The organism is Paenibacillus sp. ov031, from assembly GCF_900143165.1.
GTDB classification, from domain to species: Bacteria; Bacillota; Bacilli; order Paenibacillales; family Paenibacillaceae; genus Paenibacillus; species Paenibacillus marchantiae.
The window spans coordinates 1-25,520 of sequence record NZ_FRDO01000008.1 but is presented as its reverse complement, the minus strand read 5'-3'; the positions used below and the strand labels follow the sequence as shown (position 1 = coordinate 25,520).

Below are 25,520 nucleotides of genomic sequence, written 5' to 3'. Positions count from 1 at the left end.
GGTGAATCATATGACGGAACTTAACGGGACAGAAGTAGCATCTCCTTTACTTACCTATGACGAGGCCGTGAACTGGATCAATGGCCTTATTCCTTTTGGCATCCGACCTGGATTGGAACGAATCGAGGGATTGATGTCATTGCTGGGTAATCCTCACCAGCGTCTCAAATTTATTCATGTCGCGGGAACGAACGGCAAAGGTTCGACTTGCGCTTTTTTGACGTCAGTGCTTCTTCAGGCGGGATATGATGTTGGAACGTTTACGTCCCCTTATATCACCAAATTCACAAACCGTTTTCAGTACAACGGTAAGGATATCCCGGAAGAAACTTTGCTCAAAATCTCAAACCGCCTGTATCCATTGGTTCAAGAGATGGCTTCAACTCCCTTTGGATCACCTACGATGTTTGAGGTATCTACAGCAATCGCCCTTCTGTATTATGCGGAAGAGTGCTACCCTGACATTGTAGTATGGGAGACAGGGCTCGGGGGAAGGATGGACGTAACGAATATTGTTACACCCGTGGTATCGGTCATTACCAATATCGGTATGGACCATACGGATGTACTGGGAGATACGATTGAGGCGATTGCTGGAGAGAAGGCGGGTATTATTAAGGCGGGGGTACCCGTTGTTACCTGTGCCACGCAGCCAGAGGCTGTGAAGGTGATCCAGGAGACGGCAGAGCGGCTGCGTTCAACCGTGTATCTGGCGGGAGATCGTTTCTCCTATCATAGACTGGACAGTGATGAGAACGGACAATCTTTTCATTTTACAGGACCGTTCCGTGATCTGGACGCTCGTATTCGCATGCAGGGCGTACATCAATGCGACAATGCAGCGGGCGCACTTATGGTACTAGAGTTGCTTCGCCAATACATGGCATTTATGCTGGATGATGAAGATATTGCACTTGGACTGGAACATGCCTTCTGGGCAGGACGGTTCGAGAAGGTGGTTGATCAGCCCCGCATTGTTCTGGATGGAGCGCATAATCCGGAGGGGGCCGAATCGCTGGCCAAGAGCATTATCGACGTATATCCTCACAACAAGTTAATTTTGATGATGGGCATGCTGGCGAATAAGCATCACGAAGCGTATTTGCAGCATATACTGCCACTAGTGGATACGCTGATCCTGACCGAGCCAGATTTCCGACGCAAAATGGATGCAGCCGAATTGCTGCAGATCGTCGAACGGGTACGTCCCGCCATTGCGAAACCGGAACTGGAAATCATCGTCGAGCCCGAATGGGTAAAGGCACTTGATCTATTGAAGTCACGGACGGAAGCGGAAGATCTGGGGGTGGTGTCCGGCACATTGTACCTGATTGCAGATGTGCGGGCAGCCCTTTTGCATCAAACCGATTCTGAAAAAGGTTGGTGAAAGTTTTGTTAAATACATCGGAACACGTTCATTTTATAGGGATTGGCGGATATGGCATGAGTGCCATCGCGAGAGTTATGCTTGAGATGGGATACACCGTTACCGGATCGGATGTCGCTTCACAGGAGTTGACCGAGAAGCTGGCAGCCAAGGGAGCGAAAATATATATCGGACATACGGCAGAGCATGTAAACGGGGCAGACCTGGTTGTCTACTCCACGGCAGCTCCAGCTGATAATGTGGAACGGGTGGCAGCTGAAAAGCTGAACATCCCGATTCTGCATCGCGCCCAGATGCTCGCACGTTTGCTGAACGAGCGCAAAGGTGTGGCTGTAGCCGGGGCTCATGGCAAAACAACTACGTCATCCATGATTGCACTCGTTATGGATAAATGTGATACAGACCCGACATACATCATTGGCGGGGAAATCATGAACGTGGGGACCAACGCCAAGGCAGGCCAAGGCGACTGGGTTGTTGCAGAGGCGGACGAGAGCGACGGTTCATTTTTGCAGTATCACCCTTGGCTCGGTATTGTGACTAATATTGAAGCGGATCACCTTGAGAACTACAACAGTGATTTTGAAGAACTCAAAAAGGCTTATGTGCAGTTCCTGAGTCAGATTCGTCCAGAAGGCACGGCCATTGTATGTGCTGACGACGAGAATGTTCAAGCCATTTTACCGGAGCTGAAATCACGGGTGACCACATACGGCATTGATTATGCTGCTGATTATACAGCATCAGATATCGTGCTTGGCGACCGCCGAATTTCCTTTACGATGAGCCATCAGGGCAATGTGTTGGGTAAGGTGGAGTTGTCAGTTCCAGGTAAACATAACGTTTATAATGCGATGGCTACGGTTATTACCTGTCTGGAAGCAGGTATTCCATTTGAGAAAATTACAGCCGCCATTATCCAGTTCCATGGAGCGAAACGCAGATTCCAGGTGCTGGGTGAGGCGCGTGATATGCTGATTATTGATGATTATGCTCATCACCCGACCGAGATTGAGGCTACAATCAGTGCGGCCAAAGCAACAGGGAAACGTATCATTGCGGTATTCCAACCACAGCGTTACACACGTACGTTCTTCCTGCTTGATGCGTTCAGTCGTGCCTTTGCAGAAGCAGATGAGGTTCTCATTACCGATATCTATTCCCCTGCGGGCGAAAAACAGATTGAAGGTGTTCACTCGGCTAGGCTGGTTGAACTCATTGTTCAAAACAGTAATGCTTCTGCGCGTTATCTTCCGACAAAGGAAGAAGTTGTTGCAGATCTGCAGAACCGTCTTCAGCCAGGCGATCTTGTGCTCACGATGGGTGCAGGTGATATCTGGAAAGTTGGCGATACACTTGCCAAAGGGTTGAAATAATTACAATCATAAAACCGTCTGACTTCATTTCGAAGCAGGCGGTTTTTTTGCATGAAATGGAATGTTTCTAATTCTCTCCGCATATAGCTGTTATAAATGGGACAAAGGAGAGGGTACGGGGTGAGCAATGCTAGAATGACGTTTCGCTTTGGGGATAACGAGTCGGACAAGCCTGAAAACAAGGGGATACCCACATCCAGCACATTTGTAGCTTTGAGTGAAGAAATTCCGCACAGTCCAACGCCAACACCAACGCGGTTGAATTCAACGCCTTCATGGACACCAGAGGATATTCCCGGTGACTGGGGAGAGACGATACTGACAGGCTCCACTGTACCTGAACCTTACCAAAGAACGGACAAGGATTCGAAACTCGATGAGCCTGGATATAATTATAATCATCTTACTGCGTATCCGGGAGATGAGGACGAGAACAGATCGGACGAGAATTATGGAGGTCATGATTGGCTTGCAGATAGTGAAAACTACTCTTATAAGCGAAATCGTCCCCCAAGGGGCTGGAAAATGATTGGTTCAGTAACGGGTGCACTTGTAACCGGTGCCCTCTTCGGCATGGTAATTCTTTCTTTTTTTAACCGTGAAGGTGCCGTAGATCCTGGGAGCAAGATCCCTGCCAATCAGGCGGTATCGGCCGTAACAGGTCAGCAGGGAGTGGCAGGTTCGGAACAGCAGCTCCAGGCAACGACTACAGGTGGCAGCTATTATGCCCTGCAATATGGTGTGTTCAGTTCTCCTGAACGCGCTGAACAGGCGAAGGTGGAACTGTCCCAGGCAGGCATTGCCGCAGGCTCCGACCCGGAGGATGGTAATCGGGTGTATGCTGGCATTTCGGCTGACCGTGAGGAGGCCAAGCTGCTCAGCTCAAGGCTTAAGGCCGAAGGTGTGGAGCTGTACGTCAAGGAAATCGTCAACCCAGAAGTGAACCCGGCAGTATTTGGCGGAAAAGCAGAGGATGTGCAGCAATTCTTCGCAAGTGGATCTGCTTTGGTTGAACAACTGTCTACCCTCTCGATCCAGCAACTTGGTCAGTCTGTTCCAGAAGCCGTCTCAACTGAAACGATGACCTCATTACAGAACCAGCATCAGCTCTGGCTGACCGGTTTGAATAGTATTGCACCAGGCCTGAGTGCAGACGTGCAACCCTATGTATCGGCGATGGAAAAATCGATGGCCAGTGCGGTAACAGCAATTGCCGAATACAACAAAAATCCGGCTAATGTGCATATGTGGTCTGTACAGTCCGATCTGATGGAATATGTATTACAACAAAAAAAATGGCTTGAAGCGATAAAACAGTAATCACCGCTTTCCCATAACACAGCCTTGAAATACCTATCCGGCAAGGAACTGGAAATAGTTCCCCTTGCCGGATTTGTGTTTGTATTGACGTACAAAACCCCGTATAATAATGTGGGTGTCAAAAAATGGCGAGGGAAGATCACCGATGAAAAAAAACTTCGGCATGTTATTGCTGTTTCTGCTGCTCGGCTGGCTAGCCGGTGCGTGGATCGCCAAGGCACTGCAGCCTGTAAAGGCCGTTGCCTTTCTAACGAAAGCCACGACCATTCGTTGGTCGCCGCAGGCTGATCTGGATATTATCAGTTATGATATTTCACTTCAATTTCAAATGAGCCTCCTGAGTCTGATCGGTATTATTGCTGCTGTATGGCTGTATCGCAGGTTATAGGAGAATGACGAATTTTGACGAAGAAACTAAAAAAAATGATATCTACTAGCGTGATCCGACAGGATGTCGCCGTAGCTTAAGGGGCCGGTTATTTTGGATAAAACACAACAGCGTCGTATTATTCTGGCTTCCACTTCGCCGCGGCGTAAAGAACTGATCGCATCACTCCATCTAGCTTTTGAAGTAATACCAAGTCACGCCGATGAAGATACACCGCCGGAATGGACTCCTGAACAGACGGTACAGGAGCTTGCGATGCGTAAGGCGCTTGCCGTTTATCGCGGGCTGGAAGGTCGCGAACAGGATGCTGTTATTGTTGGTAGTGACACTGTTGTCGTTCTGGATGGTGATATTCTTGGTAAACCCGTAGACGAAGCGGACGCTGAACGAATGTTATCTCGTCTACAGGGGCGTGTACACCGTGTTTTCACGGGAGTAGCTTGTATCGATGCAAGTAATGGACAATCCATGGTTCAATATCGACAGACTAATGTAACGATGAAGGAACTGTCTGAAGCTACGATTCGTGCGTATGTTCAGACTGGAGAGCCTTCGGACAAGGCGGGATCATATGCCATTCAGGGCATTGGTGCTTCATTGATAGAACGTGTTGAAGGATGTTATTTCAATGTGGTGGGCCTACCGTTGTCCTTGCTAAGCGACATGCTGGATGGATTCGGCGTACATGTATTGCCACGTACATGAAATTCCGCAATTGACGATCTGAAAAGAGGGAACATATGGAGTCGCCTCAATATATGATGCGCGACATCCCCCAGGAAGAACGCCCGAGAGAACGCATGATGGAATATGGGGCGGGCGCCTTAAGCCATGCTGAATTGCTGGCGATCTTACTTCGAACAGGTACAAGACAGGAATCCGCAGTGCATATGGCACAGCGGATTCTGACTGAAGCGGGTGGAATTCGCTCGTTGATGGATTTGAGCCTGGAAGAACTGACTGCGATGAAGGGTATCGGCATGGCCAAGGCTGTACAGCTGAAAGCTAGCATTGAGCTTGGTCATCGAATTGCGAAGAGCAGACTTACACAGTCAACTTCAATTCGTACCCCACGTGATGCGGCCGATATCCTTACCGAACAATTGCGTTACTTGCAGAAAGAACACTTTGTGTGTCTTTTCCTGAATAGCAAAAACCACATTATTGCCCAGGAAACACTCTCCATGGGTAGCCTTAACGCTTCGATTGTTCATCCGCGTGAAGTGTTCCGGGCTGCCATCAAATGCAGCAGCGCCTCTATTGTGTGCGCACACAACCATCCCAGTGGTGATCCTACGCCTAGTCCAGAGGACATCCAAATAACCAAAAGACTGATCGAAGCCGGCGAAATTGTAGGCATAGACGTGCTGGATCACATTATTATCGGAGATGGAACGTACGTAAGTTTGAAGGAGAAGGGCTTAGTATAATATAATGGTTGGCGTTGATGTTTTCCTATGAATGTTGACGGCGTTGTCCGTAGAAGATAGGTTCACTTTACAAATGCAAAACAATGCAACACAAAACAAATGCGAATATTAGCTCCACCATTATGGTGGTAATGAAAATGAAATGCTCTTGATTCACTGGGGCGGCTATATGAGGCAGAAAAGGAGATTACGTCATGTTTGGTGGTTTTACGAAAGATTTGGGTATTGATTTGGGGACAGCGAATACGCTGGTTTATGTACGTGGAAAAGGAATTGTGGTGCGCGAACCTTCGGTTGTCGCTATACGGACAGATACAAAAACTATCGAGGCAGTAGGTGAAGCCGCCAAAAAAATGATTGGACGTACACCAGGTAACATTCGTGCCATTCGTCCAATGAAAGATGGCGTTATTGCCGATTTCGATACAACGGCAACGATGATCAAATATTTCATCCGTGAGGCGCAGAAACAACGCTCCATGTTCCAACGTCATCCGAACGTGATGGTATGTGTACCATCCGGGATTACTGCAGTAGAACAACGCGCGGTTGAAGATGCAACCAAACAGGCTGGAGCACGTGAAGCCTATACAATTGAAGAGCCTTTTGCAGCTGCCATTGGTGCAGATCTGCCTGTATGGGAACCAACGGGTAGTATGGTTGTCGATATTGGTGGCGGTACAACGGAAGTGGCTGTCATCTCTCTTGGCGGTATTGTAACAAGTCGTTCGGTTCGTGTAGCGGGTGACGAGATGGACGAATCCGTGATTCAATACATTAAACGCCAGTATAATCTGATGATCGGTGAACGTACATCGGAGCAGTTGAAAATGGATATCGGATCAGCTATGCCGCTTGAGCAAGTGGAAACAATGGAAATTCGTGGACGCGACCTCGTTACAGGCCTGCCGAAGACGATTACGATTACTTCGGATGAAATCAGCGAAGCTCTGGCGGATACGGTGAATGCCATTGTTGAAGCTGTAAAAGTAACATTGGAGAAATGTCCTCCTGAGTTGGCAGCAGATATTATGGACCGTGGTATTGTTCTCACAGGTGGCGGCGCATTGCTTCGCAATCTGGACAAGCTGCTTGCTGGTGAGACAGGAATGCCTGTTATCGTAGCGGAGAACCCGCTCGATTGCGTTGCAATCGGAACAGGTAAAGCGCTTGAGAATATTCATTTGTTCAAGAGCAGAAGCAGTTCGGCAGTTCGTTCCAAACGTTAATTGATATATGCTATGCTTGGCTCGTTTATCGACCAAAGGGCATGATATCAACGAAGAGGACCCGGTTAACCCCGGGAGAGCTATTACCCGCATACCCGGGGAGAATCGACTGATATTCTCGATGGGACTATAAGTCTGACAGTCTCCCCGCCGGGCATGGCTCGGAAGAGAATAATGGATGTTAGAGGGTGGTCGAACTGTTTAAACTGCTGGGTAACAAAAGACTTTTTGTTTTGCTGGTGGGCCTTGTTACATTTATCGCGTTAATGGGCTTTACGCTCGGTCCGCGAACCGCTCTATCCTGGCCGGAGAAATTCCTGAAGGATTCAGTCGGATTTGTACAATACGTATTTTACAAGCCCGCTTCTTCTGTAGCGGGCTTTTTCAAAGATTTGGCGAACATGCGTACGGTATATCAAGAAAATGAAGAGCTTCGCATTGCAATGGGTCACTATACCCGAGATCGGCTGAAATACAATGATATGGAGCAGGTGAATGAACAGCTCCAGAAAGCTCTCAATTTTACAGAGGAACAAAAAAATCGGTATAACTACGGTTCACGAATTGCTCAAGTCATCAGTGCTAACTCTGACCCGAACAGCAGAACGATTAATATCGATATTGGTGAAAATGCGGGAATCAAGGCTGGAATGGCTGTTACTTCGCAAGAGGGGCTGGTTGGGGTTGTCAGTCATGTCAGTTCATATACGTCAACGGTTAATCTGTTAACATCCATGGACGCCAATGATCCAACATCCAACGCCATTGCAGCTACAGCGGTTGGTAAAGAAAAAGTGTTTGGTATGATCGAGAGTTATGATCCAAAATCCGGCATGCTCAAAATGACCAAGATCTCGGAAGATTCAGATATCAAAAAGGGTGATGAAATCATCTCCTCCGGGATTATCAACAATTTTCCGAAGTACATGCGTATCGGAGAAGTGGAGAAGGTTGAAAAAAGCGAATATGGTTTAACACAAACTGCTACAATTAAGCCCTATGCAAGCTTTTTGGACTGGAAAGAGCTGATTGTGATTATTCCACCTGAGGTAAAAGAATAATGGTAACGCGCAAGCAAGTCTTATTCCTGTTACTGTTCGTTTTGTTCATTGTTGAGGGAACGATCCTTCCGCTGCTCATTCCTTCGGCCTGGCAAATGCGTATTTCTGCCAACCTGGTCTACATCGTGATTTTGTTTATTGCTGTATATCATCATCGGCACACGGCGTTGGTGCTTGGCATATTATTTGGACTCTTGCACGATGTCGTATTCTACGGCGAAATGATTGGACCATACGGATTCTCGATGGGATTATCGGCATATATGATGGGACTTATTTTTCAAGCGCCGCGTGCACCACTGCCGGTTATGGTTTCCGTCGTCCTTTTGGGAAGTCTGCTGAATGACACCATGTTATTCTTTCTGTACAAGCTCTTCCAACTCAATCATGTGACATTTGACTGGGCATTGCTTGAATACATGATTCCCAATTTGTTCATTCATTTTGTGTTCGCGCTGATCATTTATGTTCCTCTTCGGAAACAACTGGAGCGGATTGGTAAGAGAAAGAGCAAAGCACAAGAAGCTTCTTGATACATTTTATGGAGTGAGAAGCAGGAACTTGGGGACCCGGGCACGAAATGTAATGAGATGGGAGGGACAGGCTTATGACGGTAAAATCGAATCACGTAACGATTAAAGGCATCCGAGACGGCCTGGTTTTCCTGTTGGACGATCAATGTGAATTCGAGGAATTGCTCTACGAGCTCCGCTATAAGCTGGAACACAGCCATCAAAATATTTTAACCGGACCGATTGTTCATGTGGATATCAAACTGGGCAGCCGCGAAGTGACGGAGGACCAGAAAGAAGCAGTTCTTGATATATTGAAACAAAAAGGGAATTTGCTCATTCGTTCCATTGACTCACCGGCCCTTAAACCAGAGGTTAAAGGGCCGCCGCCGATTGTAACCATGTGTGGTATGGTACGTTCGGGTCAGGTGCTTCATCATGAAGGGAATCTACTGTTTCTTGGTGATATCAATCCGGGGGGCACAGTAACGTGTACCGGAGATATATATGTTTTGGGTTCACTCAGAGGCATGGCTCACGCTGGAATTGGTGGGGACGAAGACTCGATCATTGCTGCTTCGGTGTTTGCACCAACGCAGCTGCGGATCGCTGACATCATCAGCCGTCCTCCCGATGAGTGGGAGAGCCGAGAGACCGGAATGGAATTTGCTTATTTACAGGACAATCAGATGCAGATCGACAAGATGAGCAATATCGTTCGGTTGCGCCGAGATTTTAATGTGTTTAAAGGAGTGTAGCTCATGGGAGAGGCGATCGTGATCACTTCGGGTAAAGGCGGCGTGGGTAAAACAACCACCTCGGCAAACATCGGGACAGCGCTGGCGCTGCTCGGCAAAAAGGTTTGTCTGGTAGATACCGATATCGGCCTTCGCAATCTGGATGTCGTGATGGGACTCGAAAACCGGATCATTTATGATCTGTGCGACGTTGCAGACGGCCGCTGCCGACTGAATCAGGCTTTGGTCAAAGATAAACGTTTTGAAGAATTATATATGCTGCCTGCAGCACAAACGAGAGATAAGAACTCTGTGTCACCAGAACAGGTGAAGGATATTATTCTCGAACTAAAAAAAGATTTTGAATACGTCATTATTGATTGTCCAGCCGGAATTGAGCAGGGGTTCAAAAATGCGGTTGCAGGAGCTGACCAGGCCATTGTGGTCACTACACCAGAAAATGCGGCTGTGCGTGATGCGGACCGTGTCATTGGTTTGCTGGAGAGTTCGCACATTAAATCGCCAAAATTGGTTGTGAACCGTATCCGTAACAATATGGTCAAATCAGGCGACATGCTCGACATTGACGGCATTTTGCAAGTGCTTAATATTGATCTGATCGGGATCGTTCCTGATGATGAACTTGTCATCAAGGCAGCCAACTCGGGAGAGCCCACAGTAATGAATCCGGATTCACTTGCGGCCATTGCCTATCGAAATATTGCCCGTCGTATTCTGGGAGATACCGTTCCTCTGATGCAATTGGAGCAAAAAAAGGGTGCTTTCACACGTTTTAAGAAGTTTTTTGGAATGGGTTAACTGGCTCTTCCTTATCACATTTATGTATGACAGCCGTGGCCCTCAAGCCCGGCTTTTTGATTATTATGGAGCCTTTGATTAAAGGCGACTTGTATAGAACAGGATATGTACTTCACAGGAGGACTCCACGGTGTGGGGTTATTTTTGCTTCCAGCCGAAGCTTGTTCATATTATGAACGAGCCCCTCATAAGATGTAGTAAACAAGCCTCGGCGGGAGGACATTCCATGAATACGAAACTCAGAATCAAGCAGAGAAGAGAAGAGCGCATTCGGCGGTTAATGGATGGTGCTACGGAAGAAATTATGCAGCAGCGAGAATCGGGCTCGGTATCCGATAAGCGTTCATCTGCGCAACGTAATCCTTTCTCGTCTATGGATATACAAGAAAATCTACGAACGGCAAGATCTTCGTTGGCGGAACAGGAAAGAGATCCGGAGTGGCTGTGGAAAAAAGAGAATGGGCATTATGGTCCTGGCGGCCATCCACGCTTTAATCTGATGAAGTCATTCGTGGGACGAACGGTGGTTAGCATTTTATTATTCGGCGGTGTCTGGGGATTGTTTCAGTTGAACACCTCATGGACGACACCTGCCAAAACCGTAATCGCCGATGTGCTGCATCGGGATATGGATTTTGCTTATGCTGCTGCTTGGTACGAACGGCATTTTGGTGGAACGCCGTCATTCCTGCCTGTTCTTGGACATACCACCGATCCTGTGAACGGCTCGGGAATTCGACATCTGCTCGGCAAACCGATCTCGGGAACTGTCGTTCAGCCTTTTGCTCTGAGCATGAAAGGCATTGAGATTGTTCCTGAAGCTGGCGGTACGGGACTTATTCAAGTAGTTAGTTCAGATGCCGGACGAGTACTTCAAGTATTGGATGATCCGGAAAATGGGACAACGGTTGTAATCCAGCACTCGGGTCAAGTCACAGCGATATACGGACGCTTGAACGAGAGTGAAGTCCAGGTGAATGATTGGGTAGAAGCGGGTGACGCGGTCGGCAGCCTAAAGGAGACTGGAAATGATCAACCTGCCACATTGTATTTCGCTGTAAAAGAGGGCGAGCAGTACGTAGACCCTGCGGAAGTGGTTGCCCTTGATTAGGTTGTGGGGTGTACGTATCTCGTTTCATCCTTTTTTTGTGATTATCATGATGGCTTCCCTGTTGACTGGCAACTTTATTGAACTCATCACGCTGTTTGCCATCGTTTTTATTCATGAATGTGGACATGCTGCAGCGGCAGCCCTTCTGGGCTGCCGTGTCCTTTCGATACAGATGCTTCCTTTTGGCGGCGTCGCCGTTATTGAGGATGCCGGAAATATTACAGCCCGGCGGGAGATCATTATCGCTTTGGCAGGTCCTTTTCAAAATATGCTCATGGTTGGAATCGTTTTGATGCTGAAGTATGGGAACCTGGGAGACCCGCTTTTTTTGGATTATATTATACAGGGGAATCTGCTGATTGCCCTATTTAACCTGCTACCCGTGTTGCCGCTGGATGGCGGTAAAATTGTACAGGCACTCGTTAGTCTTGCTGCTCCCTACTATACGACATTGATGTGGACTTACAGAATCAGCATTCTGTGTAGCGCAGGGGTTATCTTGGTTGCCATCGGTCGCTGGTTTACCGGTGATTACGGGCTGCCGTTAAATATCCTGTTGATCGGAATTTTTCTGTTCTATTCCAATGTGACCGATTACCGTAATATTCCCTACCGGTTTATCCGATTTCTGATGAATCGTGAAAGTGCATTCACCCGTCATGCGTCTACAGGCAGTTTGGCGCAGCCGATAATCTCATTTCCGGCGAAACCTTTGGAGACTATTTTGCGTCTATTAAAGAGAGAAAGATACCATATGATATATGTGATGAATAGACAGGGAAGAATCATGGCCGTTTTGCCTGAGCAGCGAATCATCGGTTCTTATTTCAAACAAGACACGGATAAGTTGTAGCATCTTGGTGGATCTGTCCTGAATTGGGTTAATACATGTACAATGAGTATGCAAAGATACAGAATGGATGTGGATGAATTGAATTGTCTTCTAGAGGTGAAGCCATGAAACAAATGATTGTACATAATGAACATAACCTCATGCAAATGGCGCTTCTGGAAGAAGGCAAAGCTGTAGAATTCATGGCAGAGCGTACACGCGAGCGTGGACTGCTGGGTTCGTATTTCAAAGGACGGGTAGTGAACGTGTTACCAGGTATGCAAGCTGCTTTTGTGGATATCGGTCAGAAAAAGAATGCTTTTCTGTATGTGGACGATGTATTGCATCCCAATCTGGAGAAACAACCCAAAGTGAAGCCTTCAATTTCGGAGCTGCTTCGTCCAGGTCAGGATGTAATCGTCCAGGTCCTGAAGGAGCCAGTAGGAAGCAAGGGAGCCCGGGTGACGACTCATTATTCGCTGCCGGGCCGCTGGCTTGTCTACATGCCTTTAGCGGACTATGTAGCCGTCTCCAAGAAAATTGCCCGTGAGGGCGATCGTTCCCGCCTCAAAACGCTGGGTGAACAACTGAGACGGGACGAAGAGGGGCTTATCATACGAACCGTATCCGCAGAGGAACAGAGGGAAGCCATTCAGGCCGACTTGGAAACATTACGTGAGCAGTGGCGTCTGATTCGTGAAAAAGCGGATAGTTTGCCTTCACCAAGCCTGCTGCATCGAGATCAGAGTATGGTTCAGCGGATCATTCGTGATGTGTATACGCCTGGTAGCGATGAAGTCATTACGGATAATGAAGCACAAGCCCGTGAATTGAGTGCTTTGCTGGAGGAGATCTGTCCAGGCCATCAACCTAAAGTACAGGTGTACAGGGGAGAAGAATCAATTTTTGCTGCTTATCGTGTGCAGGAGCAGTTGAACAGGGATTTCGCCCGCAAGACATGGCTGCCTGGAGGCGGATATATTGTCCTTGATCATACCGAAGCGCTCACTGTAGTCGATGTCAATACAGGCAAGTACACGGGAGCAGGCGGCGACAGTCTGGAAGAGACCGTAACGGAGACGAACATGCAGGCAGCGGTTGAGATCGCCCGTTTAATGCGTCTTCGGGATATCGGTGGCATGATTATTGTGGACTTCATTGATATGGAGGAAGCGATGAATCGGCATGAAGTTGCGGCAACGCTGGAAAATGAACTCAAGAAGGATCGAACCAAGGCTTTTGTAATGGGTTGGACCAAGCTGGGATTGCTCGAACTTACCCGTAAGAAGGTACGGGAAGAGAGCACGCTCCCTTACGTGGAGCCGTGTTCTTCCTGTCATGGGACAGGCAAAAGATATATTTCGCCGTTGCATTGATTTTTAGTATAGTTGGTGGTATAATCATCAGGTATGTGTTTAGCCTATTGGTCTTGCACATGCTGTAACCGCACTGGCCGGGTACAAGAACAGTTCCGCAAGGACACTGTCACCTGAGACCGGGCGAGTCTGAGACATGAGGAGGTGCAAGGCAAATGTACGCAATTATTGAAACAGGTGGCAAACAGTACAAAGTCCAAGAGGGCGATGTTCTGTTCATCGAGAAATTGACTGCGAACGATGGCGAAAGCGTAACGTTCGACCGTGTCCTGGCTGTATCTAACGATCAAGGTTTGACAGCAGGTACACCATTGGTTTCCGGAGCAACTGTAACGGCTAAAGTGGAGAAACATGGCAAAGGACAAAAGGTTGTTGTATACAAATACAAACCTAAAAAGAACTACCATGTGAAGCAAGGTCACCGTCAACCGTATACAAAAGTAACTATCGAAGCAATCAAAGCGTAAGAAGGTGCGATAAGTGATTATCGTTCAAATCTTTCGTAATGATGACGGGAGCATCGATCGTTTCTCCATCAAAGGGCATGCTAATTTTGCCAAGCGAGGAGAAGACATCGTATGTGCCGGGGTATCCGCTGTTACAGTGGGTACGGTGAACTCGATTGAAACACTGACTGGTGTCGAAATGGACGCCAAGATGAAGAATGGCTTTTTAAGCGCTTCTTTACCGGTGCTGGAGAAAGACGGAACTTGGTCCCAGGTACAATTGCTACTCGAATCCATGGTGCTTATGCTCACTGATATTGCAGAGTCATACGGAAAGTATATTCAGATAGAGCAAGTCAAATAATCAAAGAAGGAGGACAACCAATCATGTTGAAATTAAATCTTCAGTTATTCGCATCGAAAAAAGGTGTAGGTTCCACGAAGAATGGTCGTGACAGTAACGCACAACGCCTTGGCGTTAAACGTGCTGACGGACAAACAGTAACTGGTGGTAGCATTCTCGTTCGCCAACGCGGAACGAAAATTCACCCAGGTACTAACGTGGGTATCGGTAAAGATGACACTTTGTTTGCGAAAGTTGACGGCGTTGTGAAATTCGAACGTTGGGGACGCGATCGTAAAAAAGTAAGCATCTACCCTGTGAATGTTGCTCCAGTAGCAGCTGCAGTAGAAGCATAATATCGGCATTCCGCCTAAGGAGCCTTCGGCATTTTTGCCGGAGGCTTTTTGTATTTATAGGTTATTCGATAATGAACTGGCAGAAAAGACATGTTATACTTGGTTACGGTGGGGTTTAAACCAACCGAGTTTTGTAGAACGGGGAGAAGCCATGAAATCTTGGAAAAGAGTGCCTTGGATTGCGGCATGTTCACTTCTGATTCCTTTGGTTTTCGTTATGCTGTATCCAGTGATTATTTCAATAGCTGTATACGCATTGTGGTCCGTCGCGGTGCTTTTTGTTTCTGTGAATGTGATGAAGAGACAAGCAGAGGCGGAACGCAGAACCATCATACAATCTATGGAAAAGACAGCAATTGCATCATTAAATCATCATAGGCATGATTGGATGAACGATCTTCAGGTATTGTATGGATATCTTAGACTGGGCAAACTTGATAAATCAGTGCAATGTGTGGAAAGAATAGTAGAGCGGGTTAACGAAGAAAGCCGAATCTCCAGATTGGGTATTCCTTCACTCGTATTTTATCTTCAATCTTTCCGGACCAGTGGAGTCGCTCTGGAATTGCATGTGGTCGTAGAGGAAGAGTTGCAGCTTAGTGCTCTGGTCTCTCCCGAGGATGGCGAGTCGCTTACGGGGGCGATTGCCGATGCGATTCGAGCCTATCAATATGGCGGCGGCCGGTCGTCTTGGGGAGAGGTTCGCAAACTGACCTTGAACTTCGGACAGGATCACGGAGATGTGGTTGTCCGGCTGGATGGGGATCAAACACCCGATCCGGAAACATTGCGGCAGCTCAATGCCGTACTCAAAGGAAAAAAAGTCAGAACGGAGCAGCTTCCGTCTGAGGATACGTTTATACAATTCAGAATGCCTTGCGGAATATAGGAAGAAGGGGTTAACCAATGTTTGTAGATAAAGCGAAGATTTATGTGAAAGCCGGAGACGGAGGGGACGGAATTATTTCGTTTCGTCGTGAGAAGTATGTACCGAACGGCGGACCTGCCGGAGGTGATGGAGGCAGAGGAGCTGACATCATTTTCCGTGTGGATGAAGGTCTGCGTACGTTGATGGATTTCCGTTACCAGCGTCACTTCAAGGCCCCTCGTGGTGAGAAGGGACGTAATAAAAGTCAGCATGGCGCGAACGCTGAGAACATGATTGTACGTATTCCACCTGGAACCGTGATTTTGGATGAAGACAGTGGAGAAGTACTGGCTGATTTGACACGTCATGGTCAACAGGTTGTTGTTGCTCGTGGCGGACGAGGCGGACGGGGAAACATTCGTTTTGCCACGCCTAACAATCCAGCGCCAGAACTGGCCGAAAATGGCGAAGAAGGTCAAGAACGTTACATCGTACTTGAGCTTAAGGTCATGGCAGATGTCGGTTTGGTTGGTTTCCCAAGTGTCGGAAAATCCACGCTGTTGTCTGTTGTTTCGGCAGCCAAGCCAAAGATTGGAGCATATCATTTTACAACCATTACACCTAACCTGGGTGTTGTAGGTGTGGGTGAAGGCCGTAGCTTTGTTATGGCCGACTTGCCGGGCCTGATTGAAGGTGCTCACGAAGGTATTGGGCTTGGACATGAGTTCTTGCGTCACGTAGAACGTACACGCATTATCGTTCATGTCGTTGATATGTCTGGTTCAGAAGGACGTGATCCGTTCGAAGACTGGCAGAAAATCAACGAGGAACTCAAATTGTACAATCCTATCCTCGCTGAGAGACCACAAGTTGTAGCAGCCAATAAAATGGACATGCCGGATTCCGAAGCTAATCTCGAAGAGTTTTTGCAGAAGGTTCGTGAAGTTCAACCGGATATTGAAGTTATGCCTATTTCGTCCCTGACACGGAAAGGGATTCAAGAGCTCCTGTATCGTGCGGCTGATCTGCTGGATCAAATTCCGGACGAGCCAGTGGTCGAAGAAGTTGCTGACTTATCCGAACGCAAAGTGTACAGCTTAGACAAAAAAGAGGACGATGGTTTCCGTATTGTACGGGAGAATGAAATCTTTGTAGTCGAAAGTGCCAAGATTGAACGTATGATGAAACGGATGCAGCTGAATTCGCATGAAGCGATTCTCAAACTGGCGCGTACATTGCGCTATATGGGTGTGGATGCGGAACTGCGTAAACGCGGAGCTGAAGAAGGCACCATTGTGCGCATTGGCGAGTTTGAATTCGAATTTGTGGAAGGTAGCAGCTACTATTAAGATAGTGCAACCCTTACGAATATAAAGGATTGAAACATATACGCAGAGTAGTGGGAGATTACCCGCTGCTCTGCGTTTTTTTATTTTTCCTTACCTGCACATGGGATAAACTTGTATACTGTTAGGAATAGTTTTTCAAAAATAGACATGTGAGGTATTGCCCTTTTGAGACAGATCCTATATAATGTCCACTATATGAATACATGAGTCTTTGAGGAGAGGACGTTCTGTGAATGAACGCTATTACTTAGTACGGGAAGACATTTTGCCAGAGGCTGTGGTGAAGACCATGCAGGTAAAAGAACTGCTAGCTTCCGGGGATGTCAAAACAGTTCATGAGGCGGTTGAACAGGTTGGATTAAGCCGAAGTGCTTTTTATAAATACAAGGATGGCATCCATTTGATCAATCAGCTTGAACGGGAGCGAATTGTAACGATCTCCATTGATTTGGAGCATCAGTCAGGAATATTGTCTCGTGTGCTCGGACATGTAGCTGGTTATGGAGCCAACGTGCTAACTATTAATCAAAGTATTCCGCTCCAGGGGAGAGCCAATGTTGTCATTTCAGTGGAGACATCACACCTCCATGGGGAAATCGGAGAAATGCTCGATCGGATGCAGGATATGCCCGGGGTTCGACGCACGCGCATTGTAGGCCAAGGTTAATTAGACGTTATCGTAAAACGTTTAGGAATAAGTTGTATGTATGGTTAAATCGTACAGGGGTGAAGGAGAAAAGACATTGGGGGTAGATCGTTAGTGAAACCGGTAAAAGTGGGATTGTTGGGTCTGGGTACGGTGGGGACTGGGGTCGTTCGCATCGTGGAAGGAAATCAGGAGGATCTGAGCAGTCAGGTTGGATCACCGATTGTTATAGAGAAGATTGCAGTGAAGAATACGGAAAAAGATCGTGTCATTGCTGTAGACCGTGCGAAGCTCACTGAAGATCCTTGGGAAGTCATTCGTCACCCGGATATTGATGTTATCGTGGAAGTTATGGGCGGCATTGATCAGACCAAAGAGTACATTCTTGAAGCACTGGAGCGGGGTAAGCATATTGTAACCGCGAACAAGGATTTAATGGCTCTGCACGGTTCCGAGATTTTGGCCAAGGCACAGGAAAAGCAATGTGATGTATTCTACGAAGCGAGTGTGGCTGGGGGCATTCCGATCATCAGAACGCTGATTGAAGGTTTCTCATCCGACCGGATTACCCGCATTATGGGGATTGTGAACGGAACAACGAACTTTATTTTGACCAAAATGAGCCAGGAAGGCGCCTCATATGAAGAGGTTCTGGCCGAGGCTCAAGCACTCGGATACGCAGAAACCGATCCAACTTCGGATGTCGAAGGACTCGATGCAGCTCGCAAAATGGCGATTCTGGGCACTTTGGGCTTCCGTACCAATGTGGAACTGAAAGACGTAACCGTTAAGGGGATTACATCCGTGACCCGTGAAGATATTACGTATGCCAAAAGACTTGGCTATGAGATGAAGCTACTAGGTATCGCAGATCGTCGGGATGATGAGATCACCATTAGTGTTCAGCCAACGATGGTAAGACAGAATCATCCGATTGCATCCGTCAATGGGGTGTTCAACGCTGTGTATGTACATGGCGAAGCTGTAGGTGAGACGATGTTCTACGGTGCGGGTGCAGGTGAGCTTCCGACGGCAACTTCTGTAGTAGCGGATATCGTGGCTGTGATCAAAAACCTGAAGCTGGGTGTGAATGGCCTTAAAGCGATTGTGCCTTATAAACAGAAGCGCCTGCAAAGTGACGAGCACATTATGTCGAAAAACTTTATTTTGCTGCATGTAGATGACAAGGCAGGGGTACTGGCGCAGATTACACAAATCTTCGCTGAATACGAAGTCAGCCTGGCTTCAGTCGTGCAACAGCCGAACGAGCACAACCCGGATGCTGAGATCATCATTGTTACGCATAACGCCAGCAAGGCAAGCATGGATAAAGTGTTGAAACACTTTGAATCCCTTGCCGTCATTCGTCGAATTAAGAGTGTATACCGGGTAGAAGGATAATTTGTCCCCAAATTCCGGTTTGAATTTTCAGATCTAAATCCAAGTTTAAGGTACACGTTTAACCATATAGATGTATGCAATCATATTCCTATTATTAACGACAAAGGAGTTTACCCACAATGAGATATCAAGGATTACTGCAAACGTATAGAGAGCACCTTCCGGTTAATGAAAACACGCCACTGCTTACGCTTCATGAAGGAAACACACCCCTGGTTCATGCGGAGAATCTGTCCGAGGAACTCGGATTGAATTTATATTTCAAATATGAAGGTCTGAATCCGACTGGTTCATTTAAAGACCGCGGAATGGTTATGGCTGTTGCTAAAGCGATGGAAGAAGGCAGTCGCACGATCATGTGTGCATCGACAGGTAACACTTCGGCGGCAGCAGCAGCCTATGCGGCTCGTGCTGGTCTGAATTGTATCGTATTGATCCCGAATAATAACATTGCGCTGGGTAAACTGGCCCAAGCTATGATCTATGGAGCAAAGGTAATTGCGATTAATGGCAACTTTGACCGTGCATTGGAAATTGTGCGTGAGATTACAGCCAAACATCCAATTACGCTCGTGAACTCCGTGAATCCGTTCCGAATTGAAGGACAGAAAACGGCTGCATTTGAAGTGATTGAACAGCTTGGTCAAGCACCTGATGTACTCGCAATCCCGGTGGGTAACGCAGGGAACATCTCGGCTTACTGGAAAGGATTCAAGGAGTATAAAGAAGCAGGCAAATCGAATTCCCTGCCACGTATGGTCGGTTTTGAAGCGGAAGGCGCGATGGCGATTGTCAAAGGTGAACCGATCCTTGAGCCTGAAACCGTAGCAACGGCTATTCGAATCGGTAATCCAGCAAGTTGGAAAACTGCTGTAGCTGCAGCTGAAGAGTCTGGTGGACAAATTAATTATGTAACTGACGAAGAAATTCTGACAGCATATCGTACGATCGCCGCTCGTGAAGGGATTTTTGCTGAACCTGCATCCGCTGCTTCCGTTGCTGGTGTATACAAACTGAAGAGTGAAGGGTACTTTAAAGGCGGGGAAACTGTGGTCTGTGTACTGACAGGACATGGTCTAAAAGATCCTAATATTGCAATCAAAACGGTAGCGACTGAACCGCTTGTTGTGGAAGATTCCGAAGAAGCGGTTATGGCGGCAATTGCACAATTGGAGCAACAATCCGTATGAGTTTGCAGCAAAGGGTAACTGTTAAGGTACCTGCAAGTACAGCCAATCTGGGTCCAGGGTTTGATACCCTGGGCATGGCATTGTCTCTGTATGCATGGCTTGAGATGAAACCGGCTGAGCAGACAACATTTCATTTACATGGAGATCATCTGACGGGTTTGCCAACAGATAAATCCAACTTGATATATGAAGTTGCACAGATGGTGTTCAACGAAGCTGGAATCTCCGTGCCGGAGTTGGAGATTTCCATGTATTCCGATATTCCGCTTACTCGGGGACTGGGAAGCAGTGCATCTGCAATTGTGGGTGCGTTGGCTGCTGCTAATGCTTTAATTGGTACTACGTTATCTGATGCCAAGCTTCTGGACATGGCTACGTCGCTGGAGAAACATCCGGATAATGTAGGAGCCTCGCTATATGGAGGTATCATTACAGCAGCATGGGATGGCAGTCGGGTAGACCATATTCGCATTGAGCCGCATCAGGATTTGCAGACGTTGGTCATCGTACCGGACTTCGAGTTGTCCACTTCGAAAGCAAGAAATGTAATTCCACAGCAGTTTGACAAGTCTGATGTCATTCACAACATAAGCAGATCATCCTTACTCGTTGCAGCTTTGGCAAGTGGGAGATTGGACATGATTCAAAAGGCGATGTCTGACCGGATTCATCAACCCTACAGGGCATCTTTGGTACCCGGTATGGCTGAAATCCTTGAACATGCGGTCAATCATGGAGCCCTGGGGGCTGCTTTGAGTGGAGCCGGACCTACCGTTTTGACGTTGGTAGATCGTCATGACACTCGTAAGCTCGAACTGGAGCAATATTTGATAGACACAATGAGCCGTGAAGGTATCACTGCTTCTGCATTGTGGTTGGATCCGGATCTGGACGGTGTTACCGTGCTGCCTGATCAAGATGAAAGTCCTTTTATGGACAGAGTTAAAGGGGAAGTTAACGCATGAAACGAATTGCAGTATTACCTGAAGGTTCAGTTTCTCATGAAGCAGTAGATTTTCTGTTTAATGGGGAGTCTTTGGAATTGCTTCATTCCAAACTGATTTCTGATGTTTTCCGGGCTACGGATAGTGGAAAGTCCCAGTATAGTGTCATACCTATTGAGAATACGATTGAAGGCTCCGTTAGTTTGCATATGGACTGGCTGGTTAACGAAGTGGATATTCCGATGCAAGCAGAATGGGTTTATCCATCCATCCAAAATGTCATTGGGCATGGCTCTGAGTTCAGGACAGAGAGTGGTGAATATGATTTCGGGAAAATTACGAAGATCATGTCCCATCCTGTAGCGATTCCACAGTGCCAGAATTTTATTCGCCTGCATTCACCTGGAGCAGACCTTGAAGGTGTAAACAGTACAGCGGAAGCTGTGGAGATTGTTAAAAAAAATCCTGGCAAAGGCTGGGTCGCGATTGGTACAAGGCTGGCTGCACAGAAGCATGGTTTGGACATTATGGCTGAACGGGTTACCGATCATGACAACAACTATACTCGTTTTGTGTTGATAGGCCATGAGCCTGTTCAGATACCACGAGAGCCTGATCATGTGAAAACCAGTTTGCTGGTTACATTGCCTGAAGATGCACCGGGTGCATTGCATCAGGTGCTTTCGGCTTTTGCCTGGCGGAAGCTGAACTTGACCCGATTGGAATCTCGTCCAACGAAGAAGAGGTTGGGGAGTTATTATTTTTACATTGATGTTGAAGAAAGTGCAGATTCGGTATTGCTTACCGCAGCCATGGCTGAGATTGAGGCTTTGAATTGTCAGGTACGTGTTCTTGGCAGCTATCCGTGTTATACATATCTTTCTTTAAAAACGACCTGAATCAGGACGTACATTGGTGAAGGTTGTCATAAGACTGGGTAATGTGTGCAAGAATAGCTTGTCATTTGTTGTCCAATGAACGAGATAAATGTATCTTCGGAATCAGGGGATGGAAATTTTATGGAGGTGCAGTCATCGGTGTCAGAACAATGGATTTACTTGGATGGTCGATATGTGACCAAGGAGAATGCAACCGTTTCGGTATATGATCACGGATTTTTGTATGGAGACGGTATTTTCGAAGGTATTCGGATTTATAACGGTAACATTTTCAGATGCAAAGCGCATTTGGATCGTTTGTACGATTCAGCTAAATCCATCAGTCTGAACATTCCGTTGTCTTATGATGAGATGCTGGAAGTGATGGCTGAAACGGTACGTCGCAATGATATGCGTAACGGTTATATTCGTCTGATCGTTTCACGTGGACCTGGTAACTTGGGTCTTGATCCGCTGCGCTGCCCTAAAGCGTCTGTTATTATCATTGTTGAGCAACTCGCGATCTATCCGGAGGAAGCGTATCTTACTGGGCTGAAAGCCGTGTCTGTATCGCAGCGCCGCAACATTCCTGATGCACTTAATCCAAAAATTAAATCATTGAACTATCTGAACAACATTCTTGTTAAAATTCAGTCTAACTATTCAGGTGCCGGTGAAGCGATTATGCTGAATTCCCAAGGTTACGTTACTGAGGGTTCGAGTGATAACATCTTCATCATCAAAAATGGTGTAGTTTATACGCCACCTTGTTATCTTGGTGCATTAGAGGGAATTACACGGCAGGCCATTATCGATCTGTGCGGTGAGCTGGGTCTTGAATTAAAAGAAGTGCCATTTACGCTACATGATGTGTACATTGCCGACGAAGTCTTCTTCACGGGAACAGCCGCAGAAGTTATTGCTGCATATGAGGTGGACGGCAGAACGATTGGAACGGGTGTTGCAGGTCCTGTAACCTTGAGATTGCTGGAAGCGTTCCGTCAAATTGTCGACAAAGACGGTTACAAAGTTTGGGAAGATTAAAAGGAACGAACTGAATAGGGAAGCAGGAAATCCTTCTTGTCTCAGAAAATCAGCATACCTGGAGTATGCGGTTTTTGGGGCGGGAAGGATTTTTTTTGCTTAGTTGATGTCATTGGCCCAATTTCTGCATAGGATGTAGTAACGGTATGGGCGAATGCACTGCCCAAGTATCACGTCTAGGAGGTTAGTTCCAAGTGAAAATACACATGGTGAAAAAAGGCGACACATTATATCTGCTGTCCCAAAAATATAATGTAGCGTTGGACAAAATTATCGCAGCTAATCCGCAAATTTCAAATCCTGACAAGTTGGAGATCGGCATGAAGGTCAAAATCCCTGCGGAGCCTGTAACACCAAAGCCAGAAGGCGTGTTGCACAGTCATAAAGTCCAGCAAGGAGATTCGTTGTGGAAGTTGTCACAGGCTTGGGGAGTTCCGTTGAAAGATATGATCAATGCGAACCCGCAATTGAAAAATCCTAATGCTCTTCTTGTAGGGGAGACCGTGTACATTCCATCAGCGAATGCACCGGGGAATGCGGCTTCAGAGAATGGTGCCTCATCCAATGTTGCTCATGAGAAGCTGTCTCCTGAAGGGAAGGAATACACGGGAGTTAAAGAAGAAACGGCTCCAGTCGTACCAGTAGTCCCAGTACCTGAACCAGCTCCTGTACCGGAAGTCTCCAATGTGGTTCCGGCTCCTGTACCTGCAAATCCGGTCGTACCTAATATCAAGCCAGAAGTGGAAGTGTTACCTCAGTTACCTGAAATTCCTGAAGAGAAACCGCAGAAGGAAGCTCAGAAGAAAGAAAATACCAAATCTGAAGTGCAATTAAAACCGATAACTGAAGCGCCGACGTATACGATGCCTAATATCTCACCTGAAGTCCTGCCTTTACCTGTAATACCTAACAACACGAAATGGCCTACAGAAGTAGCTCCTGCGACCAAAGCTCCATGTGGTTGCGGCAGTAAAATGCTGCATGCTCCTGCCGAGCATCCCTATGCCCAAGTTCCTGTACCTGCACAAGAGGTATACACTGCTCCACAAAACATGTATACGGCTGGGGCGAACGACAATGCTACATTCCCAGGTATACCTGAAGTGAGTCCTTACTCCATAGGTAATACATCCAACACGCCTTGGAGCGGCGCGGAGTATAATCATAACAACGTTATGCCAAACGTATCTGCTGAGATGCAGAACAACTCGTATCCGATCGCTCCATCAGGTCAAGTGAACAGCCCATACCCTCCATTTGCGGCCAATGAGCATATGAACCACCAACCGCCTCATATTTCTCCTTACTCTATGCTTCCGTACCCGCCATGCGGATGTGGCAACCATCATATGCCTAACCATCAATACGCACATCCCTCACATAACTACCAGAACCCAGCGTGGGGCACATACAATCCTTATGGGATGCAACCCGAAATGACCACATCCATGATGCCTAATCAGCCATTGGAGTATGCCTATCAAAATCCATACCCTACTCAGAACATGGTGCCGCCGTCTCCATTGGGTGCATTTGGTGAACTGTATCCTCCACAAGGTAAGGGGGGAGGCAAAAAGGGTGGACGTGACGAGGCTAACTTAAGCCAGTCCTCTACAGAGAGTGAGGCTGAGTTTAATCTTGAAGCAAAGCCTAAACAATCAGCCAAAACAGGAACTGCGAAACGCAGAACAGCCAAACCTGCTGCTAAATCTAAATCTAAAGTATCTGTATCCGGGAAACAAGCAAGAGAGCGCACAGGGATAACCACTAAACGTAGTTCTAACAATAAAAAGCGTAGAAATCCCTGGATACAGCAATAACACTGTAAAGTAAACGGAAAACCGTTAATCCTCAAAAGGCCGACTCTGAGAAGAGTCGGCCTTTTGAGTTTGTATGGAGAGCATGGTAATCCTACTATAGTATGGAAGTGTCACGTTTGTAGAATTCTTTAGCAGTTATCAAGAAAATCCATGAATGTGGACGGGATTGTTAGGGGAATAGAGCCTTATATTCGCTATAGTTTTATTGGGGGCTTTGGGGACTTAGAATCTATTAAATGTTTTTTTGAAAAAACTATTGCATTGGTTTCGTCAGTATGATATATTATTTAAGTCGCCGCTGAAACACAGCGCTGACAACGAAAAGAGTAACACAAACAAGTTTGATCTTTGAAAACTGAACAACGAGTGAGTAACGATCTTGCTTGCAAGATCGACGCTGAGAAATTGGTACACGTCTTCGGACTGTTTGATTTCAAAGCAAAATAAATGAGATTTTTAATCTCGTCAGTTTCAAAATGAGCTTATCGCTCTTTTCAATACTTTATTGGAGAGTTTGATCCTGGCTCAGGACGAACGCTGGCGGCATGCCTAATACATGCAAGTCGAGCGGACTTGAAGAGAAGCTTGCTTCTCTGATGGTTAGCGGCGGACGGGTGAGTAACACGTAGGCAACCTGCCCTCAAGTTTGGGACAACT

The 25,520-nt window shown here is 47.0% G+C and carries 26 protein-coding genes, 1 rRNA gene and 1 other annotated feature; all 27 genes read left to right on the top strand.

Annotated features, from left to right (window positions below; all coding sequences use genetic code 11):
- Positions 1-10: 10 nt before the first annotated feature.
- Positions 11-1,387, top strand: a complete 1,377-nt coding sequence (locus BUA17_RS25580; protein ID WP_072735413.1) for a bifunctional folylpolyglutamate synthase/dihydrofolate synthase — start codon at positions 11-13, stop codon at positions 1,385-1,387.
- Between the two features lie 56 nt (positions 1,388-1,443).
- The gene (gene murC / locus BUA17_RS25575; RefSeq protein ID WP_244552233.1) at positions 1,444-2,763 is read left to right on the top strand and encodes a UDP-N-acetylmuramate--L-alanine ligase; all 1,320 of its coding nucleotides are present in this window, start codon (positions 1,444-1,446) and stop codon (positions 2,761-2,763) included.
- A gap of 120 nt (positions 2,764-2,883) precedes the next feature.
- A complete protein-coding gene (locus BUA17_RS25570) occupies positions 2,884-4,083 on the top strand; it encodes an SPOR domain-containing protein (protein ID WP_072735411.1) in 1,200 nt (399 codons plus the stop codon).
- Positions 4,084-4,228: 145 nt separating this feature from the next.
- Positions 4,229-4,471 carry a DUF4321 domain-containing protein gene (locus BUA17_RS25565; protein WP_024633972.1) on the top strand — a complete coding sequence of 81 codons (243 nt, stop codon included), beginning with the start codon at positions 4,229-4,231 and terminating at the stop codon, positions 4,469-4,471.
- A 93-nt stretch (positions 4,472-4,564) separates the two neighbouring features.
- Positions 4,565-5,176: a Maf family protein gene (locus BUA17_RS25560; RefSeq protein WP_063568114.1), complete on the top strand. Its 612-nt coding sequence runs from the start codon at positions 4,565-4,567 to the stop codon at positions 5,174-5,176.
- Positions 5,177-5,211: 35 nt separating this feature from the next.
- A complete protein-coding gene (gene radC, locus BUA17_RS25555; protein WP_063568115.1) occupies positions 5,212-5,901 on the top strand; it encodes a RadC family protein in 690 nt (229 codons plus the stop codon).
- Between the two features lie 194 nt (positions 5,902-6,095).
- Positions 6,096-7,130 (top strand): rod shape-determining protein, encoded by a 1,035-nt coding sequence (locus BUA17_RS25550; RefSeq protein WP_063568116.1) that lies wholly within the window; start codon positions 6,096-6,098, stop codon positions 7,128-7,130.
- A 188-nt stretch (positions 7,131-7,318) separates the two neighbouring features.
- Entirely contained in the window at positions 7,319-8,191 is an 873-nt protein-coding gene (gene mreC, locus BUA17_RS25545) for a rod shape-determining protein MreC (RefSeq protein WP_072735410.1), read from the top strand.
- Positions 8,191-8,724 (top strand): rod shape-determining protein MreD, encoded by a 534-nt coding sequence (mreD, locus tag BUA17_RS25540; RefSeq protein ID WP_063568118.1) that lies wholly within the window; start codon positions 8,191-8,193, stop codon positions 8,722-8,724. The genes mreC and mreD overlap by 1 nt, the downstream gene beginning before the upstream one ends.
- Positions 8,725-8,798: 74 nt before the next feature.
- Positions 8,799-9,461, top strand: a complete 663-nt coding sequence (minC, locus tag BUA17_RS25535) for a septum site-determining protein MinC (RefSeq protein WP_063568119.1) — start codon at positions 8,799-8,801, stop codon at positions 9,459-9,461.
- A 3-nt stretch (positions 9,462-9,464) separates the two neighbouring features.
- Positions 9,465-10,259 carry a septum site-determining protein MinD gene (gene minD, locus BUA17_RS25530; RefSeq protein WP_063568120.1) on the top strand — a complete coding sequence of 265 codons (795 nt, stop codon included), beginning with the start codon at positions 9,465-9,467 and terminating at the stop codon, positions 10,257-10,259.
- A 226-nt stretch (positions 10,260-10,485) separates the two neighbouring features.
- Positions 10,486-11,370, top strand: a complete 885-nt coding sequence (locus tag BUA17_RS25525) for a M23 family metallopeptidase (RefSeq protein WP_072735409.1) — start codon at positions 10,486-10,488, stop codon at positions 11,368-11,370.
- Entirely contained in the window at positions 11,363-12,223 is an 861-nt protein-coding gene (locus tag BUA17_RS25520) for a M50 family metallopeptidase (RefSeq protein WP_072735408.1), read from the top strand. The genes BUA17_RS25525 and BUA17_RS25520 overlap by 8 nt, the downstream gene beginning before the upstream one ends.
- A gap of 104 nt (positions 12,224-12,327) precedes the next feature.
- Positions 12,328-13,578, top strand: coding sequence for an Rne/Rng family ribonuclease (locus BUA17_RS25515; protein ID WP_072735407.1), 1,251 nt, complete (start codon positions 12,328-12,330; stop codon positions 13,576-13,578).
- A 56-nt stretch (positions 13,579-13,634) separates the two neighbouring features.
- Positions 13,635-13,719: a sequence feature (ribosomal protein L21 leader region), on the top strand.
- 14 nt (positions 13,720-13,733) lie between these two features.
- On the top strand, positions 13,734-14,045 hold the full coding sequence (rplU, locus tag BUA17_RS25510) for a 50S ribosomal protein L21 (RefSeq protein ID WP_062328098.1): 312 nt from the start codon (positions 13,734-13,736) through the stop codon (positions 14,043-14,045).
- Positions 14,046-14,058: 13 nt separating this feature from the next.
- Complete coding sequence (locus BUA17_RS25505; protein WP_063568124.1) at positions 14,059-14,388, top strand: ribosomal-processing cysteine protease Prp; 330 nt, start codon at positions 14,059-14,061, stop codon at positions 14,386-14,388.
- Positions 14,389-14,411: 23 nt separating this feature from the next.
- Positions 14,412-14,723 carry a 50S ribosomal protein L27 gene (gene rpmA / locus BUA17_RS25500; protein WP_024633959.1) on the top strand — a complete coding sequence of 104 codons (312 nt, stop codon included), beginning with the start codon at positions 14,412-14,414 and terminating at the stop codon, positions 14,721-14,723.
- Positions 14,724-14,874: 151 nt separating this feature from the next.
- Positions 14,875-15,612 carry a Spo0B domain-containing protein gene (locus tag BUA17_RS25495; RefSeq protein WP_063568125.1) on the top strand — a complete coding sequence of 246 codons (738 nt, stop codon included), beginning with the start codon at positions 14,875-14,877 and terminating at the stop codon, positions 15,610-15,612.
- A 17-nt stretch (positions 15,613-15,629) separates the two neighbouring features.
- Positions 15,630-16,940, top strand: a complete 1,311-nt coding sequence (obgE, locus tag BUA17_RS25490; protein ID WP_072735406.1) for a GTPase ObgE — start codon at positions 15,630-15,632, stop codon at positions 16,938-16,940.
- 229 nt (positions 16,941-17,169) lie between these two features.
- Positions 17,170-17,607 (top strand): ACT domain-containing protein, encoded by a 438-nt coding sequence (locus BUA17_RS25485; protein WP_024633956.1) that lies wholly within the window; start codon positions 17,170-17,172, stop codon positions 17,605-17,607.
- A gap of 93 nt (positions 17,608-17,700) precedes the next feature.
- Complete coding sequence (locus BUA17_RS25480) at positions 17,701-18,987, top strand: homoserine dehydrogenase (protein ID WP_064635831.1); 1,287 nt, start codon at positions 17,701-17,703, stop codon at positions 18,985-18,987.
- A gap of 119 nt (positions 18,988-19,106) precedes the next feature.
- Positions 19,107-20,177: a threonine synthase gene (gene thrC, locus BUA17_RS25475; RefSeq protein WP_064635832.1), complete on the top strand. Its 1,071-nt coding sequence runs from the start codon at positions 19,107-19,109 to the stop codon at positions 20,175-20,177.
- Positions 20,174-21,142 (top strand): homoserine kinase, encoded by a 969-nt coding sequence (gene thrB / locus BUA17_RS25470; RefSeq protein WP_072735405.1) that lies wholly within the window; start codon positions 20,174-20,176, stop codon positions 21,140-21,142. The genes thrC and thrB overlap by 4 nt, the downstream gene beginning before the upstream one ends.
- Entirely contained in the window at positions 21,139-22,020 is an 882-nt protein-coding gene (pheA, locus tag BUA17_RS25465) for a prephenate dehydratase (RefSeq protein ID WP_072735404.1), read from the top strand. Before thrB ends, pheA begins: the two co-directional genes overlap by 4 nt.
- Positions 22,021-22,158: 138 nt before the next feature.
- Positions 22,159-23,043, top strand: coding sequence for a branched-chain-amino-acid transaminase (ilvE, locus tag BUA17_RS25460; protein WP_072735522.1), 885 nt, complete (start codon positions 22,159-22,161; stop codon positions 23,041-23,043).
- A gap of 194 nt (positions 23,044-23,237) precedes the next feature.
- Entirely contained in the window at positions 23,238-24,863 is a 1,626-nt protein-coding gene (locus BUA17_RS25455) for a LysM peptidoglycan-binding domain-containing protein (protein ID WP_072735403.1), read from the top strand.
- Positions 24,864-25,365: 502 nt separating this feature from the next.
- A 16S ribosomal RNA gene (locus BUA17_RS25450) occupies positions 25,366-25,520 on the top strand; the annotation flags it as partial.

What these genes read in the sequence shown, in the direction of transcription:
- BUA17_RS25495 (WP_063568125.1), top strand. Translation starts at nt 14,875, where the DNA reads ATGAAATCTTGGAAAAGAGTGCCTTGGATTGCGGCATGTTCACTTCTG.
- BUA17_RS25565 (WP_024633972.1), top strand. Translation starts at nt 4,229, where the DNA reads ATGAAAAAAAACTTCGGCATGTTATTGCTGTTTCTGCTGCTCGGCTGG.
- mreD (WP_063568118.1), top strand. Translation starts at nt 8,191, where the DNA reads ATGGTAACGCGCAAGCAAGTCTTATTCCTGTTACTGTTCGTTTTGTTC.
- rpmA (WP_024633959.1), top strand. Translation starts at nt 14,412, where the DNA reads ATGTTGAAATTAAATCTTCAGTTATTCGCATCGAAAAAAGGTGTAGGT.
- minD (WP_063568120.1), top strand. Translation starts at nt 9,465, where the DNA reads ATGGGAGAGGCGATCGTGATCACTTCGGGTAAAGGCGGCGTGGGTAAA.
- obgE (WP_072735406.1), top strand. Translation starts at nt 15,630, where the DNA reads ATGTTTGTAGATAAAGCGAAGATTTATGTGAAAGCCGGAGACGGAGGG.
- thrC (WP_064635832.1), top strand. Translation starts at nt 19,107, where the DNA reads ATGAGATATCAAGGATTACTGCAAACGTATAGAGAGCACCTTCCGGTT.
- BUA17_RS25550 (WP_063568116.1), top strand. Translation starts at nt 6,096, where the DNA reads ATGTTTGGTGGTTTTACGAAAGATTTGGGTATTGATTTGGGGACAGCG.
- pheA (WP_072735404.1), top strand. Translation starts at nt 21,139, where the DNA reads ATGAAACGAATTGCAGTATTACCTGAAGGTTCAGTTTCTCATGAAGCA.
- thrB (WP_072735405.1), top strand. Translation starts at nt 20,174, where the DNA reads ATGAGTTTGCAGCAAAGGGTAACTGTTAAGGTACCTGCAAGTACAGCC.
- BUA17_RS25580 (WP_072735413.1), top strand. Translation starts at nt 11, where the DNA reads ATGACGGAACTTAACGGGACAGAAGTAGCATCTCCTTTACTTACCTAT.
- minC (WP_063568119.1), top strand. Translation starts at nt 8,799, where the DNA reads ATGACGGTAAAATCGAATCACGTAACGATTAAAGGCATCCGAGACGGC.
- radC (WP_063568115.1), top strand. Translation starts at nt 5,212, where the DNA reads ATGGAGTCGCCTCAATATATGATGCGCGACATCCCCCAGGAAGAACGC.
- murC (WP_244552233.1), top strand. Translation starts at nt 1,444, where the DNA reads ATGAGTGCCATCGCGAGAGTTATGCTTGAGATGGGATACACCGTTACC.
- BUA17_RS25525 (WP_072735409.1), top strand. Translation starts at nt 10,486, where the DNA reads ATGAATACGAAACTCAGAATCAAGCAGAGAAGAGAAGAGCGCATTCGG.
- rplU (WP_062328098.1), top strand. Translation starts at nt 13,734, where the DNA reads ATGTACGCAATTATTGAAACAGGTGGCAAACAGTACAAAGTCCAAGAG.
- BUA17_RS25515 (WP_072735407.1), top strand. Translation starts at nt 12,328, where the DNA reads ATGAAACAAATGATTGTACATAATGAACATAACCTCATGCAAATGGCG.